This window comes from Klebsiella sp. CD33 (genome assembly GCF_051992865.1).
GTDB lineage: Bacteria > Pseudomonadota > Gammaproteobacteria > Enterobacterales > Enterobacteriaceae > Klebsiella > Klebsiella pneumoniae.
Window position 1 is genome coordinate 1,546,443 of the sequence record NZ_CP197023.1, and the last position, 14,910, is coordinate 1,561,352.

Sequence of the window (14,910 nt, forward strand, 5' to 3'; positions counted from 1 at the left end):
ATGATTTCGCCCCGCGTCGTCGGGGCTTTTTTATGCCACTATGTCGACTCCCACTTGTGACAAGGAAACGTTGTGAACGGTGAATTGATTTGGGTTTTATCCCTCCTGGCCATCGCGGTTGTGCTGTTTGCTACCGGCAAGGTGCGCATGGATGCTATCGCCCTGATGGTCATTGTCGCCTTTGTCCTCAGCGGAACGCTGACGTTAAATGAAGCTTTTTCCGGATTCAGCGATCCTAACGTGATCCTGATTGCCGCCCTGTTTATTATCGGCGATGGCCTGGTGCGCACCGGAGTCGCCACCAAAATGGGGGCATGGCTGGTGAGCGTGGCGGGGAACAGCGAAACCAAGATGCTGATCTACCTGATGCTCACCGTTGCCGGTCTGGGCGCGTTTATGAGCTCCACCGGGGTGGTCGCCATTTTCATCCCGGTGGTACTTAGCGTCTCGGCGCGGATGAATACCTCGCCATCGCGGCTGATGATGCCGCTGAGCTTCGCCGGGCTTATCAGCGGGATGATGACCCTGGTGGCGACGCCGCCCAACCTGGTGGTCAACAGTGAATTGCTGCGCGAGGGACTGCACGGCTTCAGCTTTTTCAGCGTCACGCCGATTGGCCTGGTGGTGCTGATCCTGGGCATCGTCTATATGCTGGCGGTGCGCTTTATGCTGAAGACGGATAATGGCGACTCCGCACGCGATGGGCGAAAAAGAAGCACCTTCCGCGATTTGATCCGCGAATATCACCTCACCGGCCGCGCTCGCCGGCTGGCCATCCGCCCGGGTTCGCCGATGATCGGTCAGCGGCTGGATGATTTAAAGCTGCGTGAGCGCTACTGCGCCAACGTGATCGGCGTTGAACGCTGGCGGCGGTTCCGCCGGGTAATTGTCAACGTCAACGGGGTATCGGAATTTCGCGCCCGCGACGTCCTGCTAATCGATATGTCCGCCTCCGATGTCGATTTACGCCAGTTCTGCGGCGAGCAAATGCTTGAGCCGATGGTATTGCGCGGCGAGTATTTTGCCGATCAGGCGCTGGATGTGGGGATGGCGGAGGTGGCGCTGATCCCGGATTCAGAGATGATTGGCAAAACGGTGCGTGAGATAGCCTTCCGCACCCGGTTTGGTCTCAATATCGTCGGCATGAAGCGCGATGGCAAAGCGATGGATGGTTCGGTGGTCGACGAGCCGCTGCAGCTCGGCGATATCCTGCTGGTGGTCGGCAACTGGCGGCAAATTGCCTTGCTGGCGAAGCGCGGCCGGGATTTCGTGGTGCTCAATATGCCGGTTGAGGTCGATGACGCTTCGCCGGCCCACAGCCAGGCTCCGCATGCGATTTTCTGCCTGGTGCTGATGGTAGCCCTGATGCTCACCGATGAAATTCCCAACCCGATTGCCGCGATTATCGCCTGTCTGCTGATGGGCAAATTCCGCTGCATCAATGCCGAAAGCGCCTACAAGGCGATCCACTGGCCGAGCATTATTTTGATTGTTGGGATGATGCCGTTTGCCCTGGCGCTGCAAAAAACCGGCGGGGTGGATCTGGTGGTGAAGGGACTGATGGATGTCGCCGGAGGCGAGGGGCCTTATCTGATGCTCGGCTGCCTGTTCGTGATGTGCGCGGCGATTGGGCTGTTTATCTCAAACACCGCCACGGCGGTGCTGATGGCGCCTATTGCCTTAGCGGCGGCGAAGTCAATGGGCGTCTCACCCTATCCTTTTGCCATGGTGGTGGCGATGGCGGCTTCGGCGGCGTTTATGACCCCGGTCTCCTCGCCGGTTAACACCCTGGTGCTTGGCCCGGGCAAGTACTCATTTAGCGATTTTGTCAAAATAGGCGTGCCCTTTACCATACTGGTGATGGTGGTCTGCGTCCTGCTAATCCCGGTACTGTTTCCGTTTTAAGATATTCTGGCCGGGTAGAGCACAACCGCCGCCCGGCCAGAACCTTACAGCGGCGAATCCTGGCTAATTTCGTCCAGCGACAGCTGGAAGCTTGGGACGAACACCTGCATAAAGTAATCCATCTCCGCGCTGCGCCGCGATGCCAGGGTCTTTTCCAGCCGACCTTTGGCCAGCAGAAATTCGTTATTGCCTGCAGACAGCTCTTCGAGGCACTTCAGGTAAGCGCAGAGGGCGTCAGCCTGTTTAACGATCGACTGCTCTTCCTCACTGTAGTGATGCTCATCAATCAGCGGCTCGAAAATATCGCGCAGCTCGTCAGGGACCATATCCACCAGCTTTTGCTGAGCAATTTTCTCAATCGCCTTATATTCCTGGGCAATCTGCGAATTGAAATATTTCACCGGAGTAGGGAGGTCGCCAGTTAGTACTTCCGAGGCGTCATGGTACATCGCCAGCAGGGCGATACGCTCGGCGTTGACCTGGCCGCCAAATTTGCGGTTTTTAATCGCCGCCAGCGCGTGGGCGACCATCGCCACCTGCAGGCTGTGTTCGGAGACATTTTCGGTGCGCACGTTGCGCATCAGCGGCCAGCGGTTAATCAGTTTCAGGCGGGAGAGGTGGGCAAAGAAATGACTCTGACTCATAGGGACCCTTAATCAGTGACAACATCGGGTTCCATTGTGCGCAGGGATCGCCGCCGGATGCAAATGCCGGCGGCGGCGCGATTAAAGCTGATGGTAGCCGGAGAGGAAGCGGCCAAAGCGGGAGATAGCCATCTCCAGGTCGTCTTCGCGCGGCAGGGTCACGATGCGTACGTGATCCGGCCACGGCCAGTTAAAGGCGGTGCCCTGCACCAGCAGGACTTTCTCCTGCAGCAGGAAGTCGAGCACCATTTTCTGGTCGTCATGAATATTGAAGCGTTTGGCGTCGATTTTCGGGAACATATACAGCGCGCCTTTTGGCTTCACGCAGGAGACGCCCGGAATATCGTTGATAAGCTCCCAGGCGCGGTTGCGTTGTTCATACAGGCGTCCGCCGGGGATGATGAATTCGCTGATGCTCTGATAGCCGCCCAGCGCCGTCTGGATAGCATGCTGGGCCGGCACGTTGGCGCACAGACGCATTGAAGCCAGCATCTCCAGCCCTTCGATATAGCCCTTCGCGTGTTTTTTCGGGCCATTCAGCACCATCCAGCCCTGACGGAAGCCGGCAACGCGATAGGTTTTCGACAATCCGTTAAAGGTCACCGTCAGCAGGTCCGGCGCCAGGGCGGCAATAGAGTGATGCTGGGCTTCGTCGTAGAGGATCTTGTCGTAAATTTCATCGGCGAAAATGATCAGATTATGCTGACGAGCGATCTCCACGATCTCCTGCAGCAATTCTTTGGAATAGACCGCGCCGGTGGGGTTGTTAGGGTTAATGATCACGATCCCGCGGGTGCGCGGTGTGATTTTTGCGCGGATGTCGTCCAGATCCGGGAACCAGTCAGAGGATTCGTCACACAGATAGTGCACCGCTTTGCCGCTGGAAAGCGACACCGCCGCCGTCCACAGCGGGTAGTCCGGGGCGGGAACCAGCATCTCATCGCCGCTGTTTAACAGCGCCTGCATCGCCTGCACAATCAGTTCGGACACGCCGTTGCCGATATAGATGTCTTCCACCGTGACATCGCGCATACCCCGGGCCTGGTAATGCTGCATGATAGCTTTACGCGCCGAGTACAATCCTTTCGAATCGCAGTAACCCTGGGCGGTAGGCAAATTGCGGATGACGTCGACGAGGATCTCGTCAGGGGCCTCGAAGCCGAATGGCGCCGGGTTGCCGATGTTCAGTTTCAGAACCTTATTGCCTTCTTCTTCAAGACGTTTGGCTTCTTTCAGAACCGGGCCGCGGATGTCATAACAGACGTTCTCTAACTTGCTGGATTTTTCGATGGGGGACATGAATCTTGACCTTTTAGCTGTTATCGCCACTCCCTGCCGTGGAAGTCAGCACGGAACAATGTACTCCCCCTCCCCGCTGTTTTGAAGGCTTTGCAGGAGAAGATTTTGCTAACGCCGGATTTTAAGCGCAATTGATTTATCTACCGATTGCGGATTTGGTCTGTGGCTTATGCCTTTTTATGTCGATTTTTTGGTCGTAAATATAGATTTAGTAGCGGTTTTGCCATCATTTATCTCGTTTGTTTGCCCGGTAATATGGGGAGGGAGAAGGGGAAGTCGCTAAAAAACGCTATCCTGCATACAAGCGCGATTGGCTTGTAATTTTGATGTTAAATAATTTTAATAAAAAACAGCGTGCGACCACATTATTATTATTTTTAGCGGGTAATAATCTGAGGTTTGTTAATTAATATAAAATGTTGAAAAAAATTTAAAATTGTCTCAGTTAATCCTTATTAAGGCTTATAAAAAGGAGGGGGATAGGTTAGAATATCACCGTTAATATCCGTGTTAACCGCCAAGAACTGCGGTTGCATTGAGATTTAATATATTGTTATTACAGGATTTTATTGTTCCTTTTCTGCCGGGAAGTTACGCCAGAAGAGCGATTTTCTCAGCATCACTGACCGGGTTCCCGCGGCGACGTATGGCGCCTGGCTGGTCGTGGTAATAAATAATAATGAGAAATACGAACAATATATTACTCCGCAGTTCTGCGCATTTGCCCAGACGAGTACTTTGGCATGTAATAACGTTCGTCCAGTTGTTTATCCGCCGTCAGACGGTGAGCACGAGGCTCAGGGAATAGCCGGATACCTGGCGTAAAGCATCAACAAGGCAGGTCAGCGTTAGCCACCTGTAAGTGAAGAAAGATGATTAATACAACACGTCCCATACTCAACCTCGATCTCGATCTGCTGCGTACCTTTGTCGCGGTCGCTGATTTGAACACTTTTGCCGCCGCCGCCGCCGCAGTGTGTCGTACTCAGTCCGCGGTCAGTCAGCAAATGCAACGCCTGGAACAGCTGGTGGGCAAAGAGCTTTTCGCCCGCCACGGCCGCAATAAGCTGCTGACCGAGCAGGGGATCCAGCTGCTGGGCTATGCCCGCAAAATTCTCCGTTTTAACGATGAAGCCTGTATGTCGCTGATGTATGGCAGCCTGCAGGGGGCTCTGAGCATCGGTGCGTCAGAAGAAACGGCTGACACCATCCTGCCGTTTTTGTTAAACCGCATCGGCTGTTTCTATCCCAGAATGACGTTGGAGATCAAAGTTCACCCCCATGCCGCCATCATGGAGATGTTGGCCGAGGGGCTGGTCGATCTGGCGTTGACCACCCATCAGCCTCCCGGCTTTACCTCTTTTACCCTGAGAACATCACCTACTCTCTGGTATTGCGCAGCGGAATATGTGCTGGCGAAGGGGGAATCTATCCCCCTGATCCTGCTCGAAGAGCCAAGCCCATTCCGCCAGGATATTATCGCCGCGCTGGAAACTGCTCGCGTCAGTTGGCATCTGGCCCACGGAGCTTCCTCGCTATCGGGCGTGAAAGCGGCGGTGAAGGCCGGGCTGGGCGTGACGGCGCGCCCGGTCGAAATGATGAGCCCGGATCTACGCGTGGCTGGCATCAGTGAGGGGTTACCGGCGTTGCCGGACACCCGGTACGTCGTCAGCTGCAATCCGCGGACGGTGAGCGAACTGCCGCAGGCGATTTTTCAGTCTCTGAGCCAGGAGATCCATCCCTGGGAAACGGGCACAGCACTTACTCCGGAAGAGGGAGGGAATACCTTGGTTTTGTAAGGGTATTCTTGCTAACAAAGATCACAAAAACTGGTAACAGAATGTAAGTGCCCAAAAAGAGCCTCAGGAGTTGGTTTCCCGCCTGGCGGCTCTTTTTTTTGCACTCTTATTGATGTTTTGAATCTTTTTTGTATTTCTTTGCAGAAAAATCAGCGTATTGGCGTGACAAGGCGCTCAGCTTGTCGACTTTTCCCTGCACTTTCAACACTTCCTGCTAATGTTAAAAAACCGGATGGATTGTTGCCGATTTCCTGGGGTAATTAACAAAACCGTGTCGCAGATCAAGAAAATACCCCTCTTTGGGGGGAGGAATCGAGGCTAAATCCTGTCAAAATAGAAGGGATTTTTGATTTACGACGGAAACGGACACGATTCAACAACACTAAAACCGAACAGTATGCAAGGTTATTTCGCAGAAAAGGGCATTTAATGTTAATGAAAAGATTCCAATGTAAATTAATGTTATGAAAACTTTTGTTAAAGTTGACAAAAGGTTAAAGAAAGGGGTAAAAAGCCACGGCATCTGGGCTTCTCACATCGACCAGGGACGCTTTTTTGCACGGTTATTTTTTATTCCTCCCGTGAAACGCTGTGGCGTTCATCTGCCAGTAAGAGCAGAGGGTTTTGGCGCTACACTTTTTTGGTTAAGCAATGCGTATGTCAACATCCACTGAAGTCATCGCTCATCATTGGGCATTCGCTATATTTCTCATCATCGCTATCGGCCTGTGCTGCCTCATGCTCGTCGGCGGCTGGTACCTTGGCGGTCGCGCGCGCGCGCGTAGTAAAAACACGCCGTTTGAATCGGGGATCGACTCCGTCGGTTCGGCCCGCTTACGTCTTTCTGCGAAGTTTTATCTGGTTGCCATGTTCTTCGTTATCTTCGACGTGGAAGCCCTGTATCTCTACGCATGGTCGACCTCTATCCGCGAGAGCGGTTGGGTCGGCTTTGTGGAAGCCGCAATTTTCATTTTAGTGCTACTGGCTGGTCTGGTTTATCTCGTTCGCATCGGCGCACTGGACTGGACGCCTGCGCGTTCCCGTCGCACGCTGGTTAACCCGGAAACAGACAGTCCCACTAACCGTCATATGCAGTAAAAGCGAGGCAATAAGATGGATTATACGCTCACCCGCATAGATCCTAACGGTGAGAACGACCGTTACCCCCTGCAGAAACAGGAGATCGTTACCGATCCTCTGGAGCAGGAAGTCAATAAAAGCGTGTATATGGGGAAACTCGAACACGCGCTGCATGACATGGTGAACTGGGGCCGTAAGAACTCAATTTGGCCGTACAACTTCGGCCTTTCTTGCTGTTATGTGGAAATGGTGACGTCATTCACTGCGGTGCATGACGTTGCGCGTTTTGGGGCAGAAGTTCTGCGCGCCTCTCCGCGTCAGGCGGACCTGATGGTGGTCGCGGGAACCTGCTTTACCAAAATGGCGCCGGTTATTCAGCGTCTCTACGATCAGATGCTGGAGCCGAAGTGGGTGATCTCCATGGGCGCCTGCGCCAACTCAGGCGGGATGTACGACATCTATTCCGTCGTCCAGGGCGTGGATAAATTCATTCCGGTCGATGTGTACATCCCGGGCTGCCCGCCGCGTCCGGAGGCCTATATGCAGGCGCTGATGCTGCTGCAGGAGTCCATTGGTAAAGAACGTCGTCCGCTCTCATGGGTGGTTGGCGATCAGGGCGTTTATCGCGCCAATATGCAGTCGGAACGCGAGCGTAAACGCGGCGAACGTATTGCAGTGACCAATCTGCGGACGCCGGACGAGATTTAATTTGCGCCTGCGGGCGGGAGAACCACTTCGCAAATCAATCTACAACAGCGCGAAGTCTCGCCGGCAGTCACCACGGACCTTTTGCAATGGTGAACAATATGACCGATTTAACCGCGCATGACGCCGCACCAGCCTGGCAAACCCGCGATCACCTTGATGACCCGGTGATTGGCGAACTGCGCAACCGCTTTGGGCCGGATGCCTTTACCGTTCAGCCAACCCGTACCGGCGTACCGGTGGTATGGGTGAAGCGTGAACAGCTGCTGGAGGTGGGTGATTTCCTGAAGAAATTGCCGAAGCCTTACGTGATGCTGTTTGACCTGCACGGCATGGACGAACGTCTGCGCACGCACCGCGATGGCCTGCCCGCCGCGGATTTTTCCGTTTTCTATCACCTGATCTCCATCGATCGCAACCGCGACATCATGCTCAAGGTGGCGCTGTCGGAAAACGATCTGCATCTGCCGACCTTCACCAAACTGTTCCCCAACGCCAACTGGTATGAGCGTGAAACCTGGGAAATGTTTGGCATTACCTTCGATGGTCACCCGAACCTGCGTCGCATCATGATGCCGCCGACCTGGGAAGGTCACCCGCTGCGTAAAGATTATCCGGCGCGCGCCACCGAGTTCGACCCGTTTGAGCTGACCAAAGCCAAACAGGATCTGGAGATGGAGGCGCTGACCTTTAAACCGGAAGAGTGGGGCATGAAGCGCGGCACCGACAACGAGGACTTCATGTTCCTCAACCTCGGTCCGAACCACCCATCGGCGCATGGTGCGTTCCGCATTATTCTGCAACTGGACGGCGAAGAGATCGTCGACTGCGTACCGGATATCGGTTATCACCACCGCGGCGCCGAGAAGATGGGCGAGCGTCAGTCCTGGCACAGCTACATCCCGTATACCGACCGTATTGAATATCTCGGCGGCTGCGTCAACGAGATGCCGTACGTGCTGGCGGTGGAAAAACTGGCTGGGATCACCGTACCGGATCGCGTGAACGTGATCCGCGTGATGCTCTCCGAGCTGTTCCGCATCAACAGCCACCTGCTGTATATCTCGACCTTTATTCAGGACGTCGGCGCGATGACCCCGGTCTTCTTCGCCTTTACCGATCGGCAGAAAATTTACGATCTGGTGGAAGCGATTACCGGGTTCCGTATGCACCCGGCGTGGTTCCGCATCGGCGGCGTTGCGCACGATCTGCCGCGTGGCTGGGATCGCCTGCTGCGTGAGTTCCTCGAGTGGATGCCGAAGCGTCTGGACTCCTATGAGAAGGCCGCCCTGCGCAACACCATTCTGAAAGGCCGTTCCGTCGGCGTGGCAGCCTATACCGCCAAAGAGGCGCTGGAGTGGGGCACCACCGGCGCAGGCCTGCGCGCCACCGGTATCGACTTCGACGTGCGTAAATGGCGTCCTTACTCTGGCTATGAAAACTTCGACTTCGAAGTCCCGACCGGGGGTGGCGTCTCTGACTGCTACACCCGCGTGATGCTGAAAGTAGAAGAGCTGCGCCAGAGCCTGCGCATTCTTCAGCAGTGCCTCGATAACATGCCGGAAGGCCCGTTCAAAGCGGATCACCCGCTGACCACGCCGCCGCCGAAAGAGCGCACGCTGCAGCATATCGAAACCCTGATCACCCACTTCCTGCAGGTATCGTGGGGCCCGGTGATGCCGGCCAACGAATCTTTCCAGATGATTGAGGCGACCAAAGGGATCAACAGTTACTACCTGACCAGCGACGGCAGCACCATGAGCTACCGCACCCGCGTCCGTACGCCGAGCTTTGCGCACCTGCAGCAGATCCCGTCGGCGATCCGCGGCAGCCTGGTATCCGACCTGATCGTCTATCTGGGTAGTATCGATTTTGTTATGTCAGACGTGGACCGCTAATTATGCACGAGAATCAACAACCACAAACCGAGGCTTTTGAGCTGAGTGCGGCAGAGCGTGAGGCTATTGAGCACGAGAAGCACCACTACGAAGACCCGCGTGCGGCGTCCATCGAAGCGCTGAAAATCGTTCAGAAACAGCGCGGCTGGGTGCCGGATGGCGCGATCTACGCCATCGCCGATGTGCTGGGGATCCCGGCCAGCGACGTGGAAGGCGTGGCGACGTTCTACAGCCAGATTTTCCGCCAGCCGGTTGGCCGTCACGTGATCCGCTACTGCGACAGCGTGGTATGCCACATCACCGGCTATCAGGGTATTCAGGCCGCCATTGAGAAGAAACTGAATATCAAGCCGGGGCAGACCACCTTTGATGGCCGCTTTACCCTGCTGCCGACCTGCTGCCTGGGTAACTGCGACAAGGGACCGACCATGATGATTGATGAGGATACTCACAGCCATCTGACGCCGGAGGCAATTCCTGACCTGCTGGAGCAGTACAAATGAAAACCGTAATTCGTACTGCGGAAACGCATCCGCTCACCTGGCGCCTGCGCGACGACAAGCAGCCGGTGTGGCTGGACGAGTATCGCAGTAAAAATGGCTATGAAGGGGCGCGTAAAGCCCTGACCGGGATGGCCCCGGATGAGATTGTCACGGCGGTAAAAGACGCTGGCCTGAAAGGGCGCGGCGGCGCGGGCTTCTCCACTGGTCTGAAGTGGAGCCTGATGCCGAAAGACGAATCCATGAACATCCGTTACCTGCTGTGTAACGCCGATGAAATGGAGCCGGGCACCTATAAAGACCGCCTGCTGATGGAGCAGCTGCCGCACCTGCTGGTGGAAGGCATGCTGATCTCCGCGTTTGCGCTGAAAGCGTACCGCGGCTACATCTTCCTGCGCGGAGAATATATTGAAGCGGCCCAGCATCTGCGTCGCGCGATTGCCGAAGCCACCGAAGCGGGTCTGTTGGGGAAAAACATCCTCGGCACCGGGTTTGACTTCGAGCTGTTCGTGCACACCGGGGCAGGGCGCTATATCTGCGGCGAAGAGACGGCGCTGATCAACTCCCTGGAAGGCCGCCGCGCCAACCCGCGATCCAAGCCGCCGTTCCCGGCGAGCTCCGGCGTCTGGGGCAAGCCGACCTGCGTCAACAACGTAGAAACCCTGTGCAACGTGCCAGCGATCCTCGCCAACGGCGTCGAGTGGTACCAGAACATTTCCACCAGCAAAGATGCTGGCACCAAGCTGATGGGCTTCTCCGGCCGGGTGAAGAATCCGGGCGTCTGGGAGCTGCCGTTCGGCACCACTGCCCGCGAGATCCTCGAAGATTACGCCGGCGGTATGCGCGATGGCCTGAAGTTTAAAGCCTGGCAACCGGGTGGAGCAGGGACCGACTTCCTCACCGAAGCGCACCTCGATCTGCCGATGGAATTCGAAAGCATTGGTAAAGCGGGCAGCCGTCTGGGCACCTCGCTGGCGATGGCCGTTGACCACGAGATCAACATGGTCTCGCTGGTGCGCAACCTTGAAGAGTTCTTTGCCCGCGAGTCCTGCGGCTGGTGTACGCCGTGCCGCGATGGTCTGCCGTGGAGCGTGAAGATCCTGCGCGCCCTGGAGCGCGGCGAAGGCCAGCCTGGCGATATCGAAACCCTTGAGCAACTGTGTCGATTCCTGGGCCCGGGTAAAACCTTCTGCGCGCACGCGCCGGGCGCGGTCGAGCCGCTACAGAGCGCGATTAAATATTTCCGCGAAGAATTCGAGGCTGGCATTAAGCAGCAGTTCAGCAATACCCATGCAATCAACGGGATTCAGCCGAACCTGCTTAAGACGCGCTGGTAATCTAAAGGTTTTTTATTTTTGGAAGCACGCAAATGGCTACGATTCATGTAGACGGCAAAGAATACGAGGTCAACGGGGCGGACAACCTGCTAGAGGCTTGTCTCTCTCTTGGTCTTGATATTCCCTACTTTTGCTGGCACCCGGCGCTAGGGAGCGTCGGTGCTTGCCGCCAGTGTGCGGTGAAGCAATATCAGAACGCGGAAGACACGCGTGGTCGCCTGGTGATGTCCTGTATGACTCCGGCATCCGACGGCACCTTTATTTCTATCGATGACAGCGAAGCGAAGCAGTTCCGCGAAAGCGTGGTGGAGTGGTTGATGACTAACCACCCGCACGACTGCCCGGTCTGCGAAGAGGGCGGCAACTGCCACCTGCAGGATATGACGGTGATGACCGGTCATAGCTTCCGCCGCTATCGTTTCACCAAGCGTACCCACCGCAATCAGGATCTGGGGCCGTTTATTTCGCACGAAATGAACCGCTGCATCGCCTGCTACCGCTGCGTGCGCTACTACAAAGATTATGCCGACGGCACCGATCTGGGCGTCTATGGCGCGCACGACAACGTCTACTTCGGCCGCCCGGAAGATGGCACCCTGGAGAGCGAGTTCTCCGGCAACCTGGTGGAAGTCTGCCCGACCGGCGTTTTCACCGACAAAACCCACTCCGAGCGCTATAACCGTAAGTGGGACATGCAGTTTGCGCCGAGCATCTGCCAGCAGTGTTCCATCGGCTGTAACATCAGCCCGGGCGAACGCTATGGCGAGTTGCGTCGTATCGAAAACCGCTATAACGGTACCGTGAACCGCTACTTCCTCTGCGACCGCGGTCGTTTCGGCTATGGCTACGTGAACCTGAAAGACCGTCCGCGTCAGCCGGTGCAGCGCCGCGGCGACGATCTGATCACCCTTAACGCCGAGCAGGCGATGCAGGGGGCGGCGGATATCCTGCGCCAGTCGAAGAAAGTGATCGGCATCGGCTCCCCGCGCGCCAGCATTGAAAGCAACTTCGCGCTGCGCGAGCTGGTGGGCGCCGACAACTTCTATACCGGCATCGCCAAAGGCGAACAAGCGCGCCTGCAGATGATGCTGAAAGTGCTGCGCGAGGGCGGGATCCACACGCCAAGCCTGCGCGATATCGAATCCTACGATGCGGTACTGGTGCTGGGCGAAGACATTACCCAGACCGGCGCGCGCGTGGCCCTGGCGGTACGCCAGGCAGTAAAAGGGAAAGCACGCGAAATGGCGGCGGCGCAGAAAGTGGCCGACTGGCAGATCGCCGCGATCCTCAACATCGGCCAGCGCGCCAAGCACCCGCTATTCGTCACCAACGTCGATGACACCCGCCTGGATGACATCGCGGCGTGGACCTACCGCGCGCCGGTAGAAGATCAGGCGCGTCTCGGCTTTGCTATTGCCCATGCGCTGGACGACAGCGCGCCGGCGGTTGACGGCCTGAGCCAGGACCTGCAGGGTAAAGTCGACGTTATCGTTCAGGCGCTGGCCGGGGCGAAAAAACCGCTGATCATCTCCGGGACCAACGCCGGCAGCATGGAGATCATCCAGGCCGCCGCTAACGTGGCGAAAGCTCTGAAAGGCCGCGGCGCCGATGTCGGGGTGACCATGGTCGCCCGGGCGGTTAACAGCGTCGGACTGGGCATGATCGGCGGCGGCTCGCTTGAAGAGGCGCTGGACGAACTGGAAAGCGGCGCCGCAGACGCGGTTATCGTGCTGGAAAACGACCTTCACCGTCATGCTTCCGCCGCGCGCGTTGACGCTGCGCTGGCGAAAGCGCCGCTGGTGATGGTGGTGGATCATCAGCGCACCGCGATTATGGACAAAGCGCACCTGGTGCTCTCCGCGGCAAGCTTTGCGGAAAGCGACGGTACCGTGGTGAACAACGAAGGCCGCGCCCAACGTTTCTTCCAGGTTTACGATCCGGCTTACTACGACGCGAAAACCGTAATGCTGGAAAGCTGGCGCTGGCTGCATTCGCTGCACAGCACCGTCAACAACCGTCAGGTTGACTGGACTCAGCTGGACCACGTCATTGATGCGGCGATTGCCGCGCTGCCGCAGCTGGCGGGCATTAAAGACGCCGCGCCGGATGCGACCTTCCGCATCCGCGGCCAGAAGCTGGCGCGTGAACCGCACCGCTACAGCGGCCGCACGGCGATGCGCGCTAACATCAGCGTGCACGAGCCGCGTCAGCCGCAGGATAAAGACACGATGTTCGCCTTCTCCATGGAAGGGAACAACCAGCCGTCCGCCCCGCGTTCGCAGATCCCGTTCGCCTGGGCGCCGGGCTGGAACTCCCCGCAGGCATGGAACAAGTTCCAGGATGAAGTGGGCGGGAAACTGCGCCACGGCGATCCGGGCGTTCGTCTGTTTGAAGCGTCCGCCAGCGGACTGGAGTACTTCACGGCGGTGCCGGCCAGCTTCCAGGCGGAAGAGGGCAAATGGCGAATTGCGCCGTACTACCATCTGTTCGGCAGCGATGAGCTGTCTCAGCGCGCGCCGGTGTTCCAGAGCCGGATGCCTGAGCCGTACATCAAGCTGAACCCGGCGGATGCCGCGAAGCTTGGCGTCAACCCAGGCGCAATGCTCTCCTTTAGCGTGGAAGGCCAGACCCTGCGTCTGCCGCTGGTTATCTCTGAAGGCCTGACCGCGGGACAGGTTGGCTTACCGATGGGCATGCCGGGCATTGCGCCGGTGCTGACCGGATCGCGTATTGATTCACTGCAGGAGGCGAAAGCATGAGCTGGTTAACGCCGGATCTTATCGACATTCTGTTAAGCATCCTGAAGGCCGTGGTCATTCTGCTGGTGGTTGTCACCTGCGGCGCGTTCATGAGCTTCGGCGAGCGTCGTCTGCTCGGCTTGTTCCAGAACCGCTACGGACCTAACCGCGTCGGCTGGGGCGGTTCGCTGCAGCTGGTCGCCGACATGATCAAGATGTTCTTTAAAGAGGACTGGATCCCGCGCTTCTCCGATCGCGTGATCTTTACTCTGGCGCCGGTTATCGCCTTTACCTCGCTGTTGCTGGCCTTCGCTATCGTGCCGGTTAGCCCGACGTGGGTGGTGGCCGACCTGAACATCGGCATCCTCTTCTTCCTGATGATGGCAGGCCTGGCGGTCTACGCGGTGCTGTTCGCCGGTTGGTCGAGCAATAACAAATACTCGCTGCTGGGGGCGATGCGTGCTTCCGCGCAGACCCTGAGCTACGAGGTATTTCTCGGTCTCTCCCTGATGGGCGTGGTGGCGCAGGCGGGGTCATTCAATATGACCGATATCGTCAACAACCAGGCGCATCTGTGGAACGTTATCCCGCAGTTCTTCGGCTTCGTGACTTTCGCCATCGCCGGCGTGGCGGTGTGTCACCGTCACCCGTTCGACCAGCCGGAAGCGGAGCAGGAACTGGCCGATGGTTACCACATTGAATATTCCGGCATGAAATTCGGTCTGTTCTTCGTCGGGGAATACATCGGTATCGTCACCGTTTCAGCGCTGATCGTCACGCTGTTCTTCGGCGGCTGGAATGGCCCGTGGTTACCTCCTTTCATCTGGTTCGCGCTGAAAACCGCGTTCTTCATGATGATGTTCATTTTGATCCGCGCATCATTACCGCGTCCGCGCTATGACCAGGTAATGTCCTTTGGCTGGAAGGTATGCCTGCCGTTAACGCTGGTCAACTTGTTGGTAACGGCGGCTGTCATTCTCTGGCAGGCGCAATAAGGGGTGAATT

Annotated in this window: 11 protein-coding genes; 9 read left to right on the forward strand and 2 right to left on the reverse strand. The window is 57.0% G+C overall.

What is annotated here, in order from left to right; translation table 11 throughout:
- Positions 1-72: 72 nt before the first annotated feature.
- Positions 73-1,905, forward strand: coding sequence for an SLC13 family permease (locus ACR809_RS07830; RefSeq protein ID WP_004180741.1), 1,833 nt, complete (start codon positions 73-75; stop codon positions 1,903-1,905).
- 44 nt (positions 1,906-1,949) lie between these two features.
- On the opposite strand, the gene yfbR is transcribed toward ACR809_RS07830, so the two are convergent.
- A complete protein-coding gene (yfbR, locus tag ACR809_RS07835) occupies positions 1,950-2,549 on the reverse strand; it encodes a 5'-deoxynucleotidase (protein ID WP_002913188.1) in 600 nt (199 codons plus the stop codon).
- 81 nt (positions 2,550-2,630) lie between these two features.
- Positions 2,631-3,848: an alanine transaminase AlaA gene (alaA, locus tag ACR809_RS07840; RefSeq protein WP_002913185.1), complete on the reverse strand. Its 1,218-nt coding sequence runs from the start codon at positions 3,846-3,848 to the stop codon at positions 2,631-2,633.
- Positions 3,849-4,720: 872 nt separating this feature from the next.
- Here alaA and ACR809_RS07845 point away from each other — a divergent pair.
- The 8 genes from ACR809_RS07845 to nuoH all read left to right on the forward strand — a co-directional run bounded on the left by ACR809_RS07845 (position 4,721) and on the right by nuoH (position 14,900).
- Entirely contained in the window at positions 4,721-5,647 is a 927-nt protein-coding gene (locus ACR809_RS07845; protein ID WP_002913183.1) for a LysR family transcriptional regulator, read from the forward strand.
- A 651-nt stretch (positions 5,648-6,298) separates the two neighbouring features.
- Entirely contained in the window at positions 6,299-6,745 is a 447-nt protein-coding gene (gene nuoA, locus ACR809_RS07850) for an NADH-quinone oxidoreductase subunit NuoA (protein ID WP_002913181.1), read from the forward strand.
- A gap of 15 nt (positions 6,746-6,760) precedes the next feature.
- Entirely contained in the window at positions 6,761-7,435 is a 675-nt protein-coding gene (gene nuoB, locus ACR809_RS07855; RefSeq protein ID WP_002913178.1) for an NADH-quinone oxidoreductase subunit NuoB, read from the forward strand.
- A gap of 86 nt (positions 7,436-7,521) precedes the next feature.
- Positions 7,522-9,330 carry an NADH-quinone oxidoreductase subunit C/D gene (gene nuoC, locus ACR809_RS07860; protein WP_002913162.1) on the forward strand — a complete coding sequence of 603 codons (1,809 nt, stop codon included), beginning with the start codon at positions 7,522-7,524 and terminating at the stop codon, positions 9,328-9,330.
- A 2-nt stretch (positions 9,331-9,332) separates the two neighbouring features.
- Positions 9,333-9,833, forward strand: coding sequence for an NADH-quinone oxidoreductase subunit NuoE (gene nuoE / locus ACR809_RS07865; protein ID WP_002913160.1), 501 nt, complete (start codon positions 9,333-9,335; stop codon positions 9,831-9,833).
- The gene (nuoF, locus tag ACR809_RS07870) at positions 9,830-11,167 is read left to right on the forward strand and encodes an NADH-quinone oxidoreductase subunit NuoF (protein ID WP_002913158.1); all 1,338 of its coding nucleotides are present in this window, start codon (positions 9,830-9,832) and stop codon (positions 11,165-11,167) included. The genes nuoE and nuoF overlap by 4 nt, the downstream gene beginning before the upstream one ends.
- Before the next feature lie 32 nt (positions 11,168-11,199).
- Positions 11,200-13,926 (forward strand): NADH-quinone oxidoreductase subunit NuoG, encoded by a 2,727-nt coding sequence (nuoG, locus tag ACR809_RS07875; protein ID WP_004149179.1) that lies wholly within the window; start codon positions 11,200-11,202, stop codon positions 13,924-13,926.
- Complete coding sequence (gene nuoH / locus ACR809_RS07880) at positions 13,923-14,900, forward strand: NADH-quinone oxidoreductase subunit NuoH (protein WP_002913156.1); 978 nt, start codon at positions 13,923-13,925, stop codon at positions 14,898-14,900. Before nuoG ends, nuoH begins: the two co-directional genes overlap by 4 nt.
- Positions 14,901-14,910: the final 10 nt, after the last annotated feature.

Coding starts and splice junctions, on each gene's coding strand:
- alaA (WP_002913185.1), bottom strand. CDS start 3,848: ATGTCCCCCATCGAAAAATCCAGCAAGTTAGAGAACGTCTGTTATGAC.
- yfbR (WP_002913188.1), bottom strand. CDS start 2,549: ATGAGTCAGAGTCATTTCTTTGCCCACCTCTCCCGCCTGAAACTGATT.
- nuoC (WP_002913162.1), top strand. CDS start 7,522: ATGGTGAACAATATGACCGATTTAACCGCGCATGACGCCGCACCAGCC.
- nuoB (WP_002913178.1), top strand. CDS start 6,761: ATGGATTATACGCTCACCCGCATAGATCCTAACGGTGAGAACGACCGT.
- nuoG (WP_004149179.1), top strand. CDS start 11,200: ATGGCTACGATTCATGTAGACGGCAAAGAATACGAGGTCAACGGGGCG.
- nuoH (WP_002913156.1), top strand. CDS start 13,923: ATGAGCTGGTTAACGCCGGATCTTATCGACATTCTGTTAAGCATCCTG.
- ACR809_RS07845 (WP_002913183.1), top strand. CDS start 4,721: ATGATTAATACAACACGTCCCATACTCAACCTCGATCTCGATCTGCTG.
- nuoA (WP_002913181.1), top strand. CDS start 6,299: ATGCGTATGTCAACATCCACTGAAGTCATCGCTCATCATTGGGCATTC.
- nuoE (WP_002913160.1), top strand. CDS start 9,333: ATGCACGAGAATCAACAACCACAAACCGAGGCTTTTGAGCTGAGTGCG.
- nuoF (WP_002913158.1), top strand. CDS start 9,830: ATGAAAACCGTAATTCGTACTGCGGAAACGCATCCGCTCACCTGGCGC.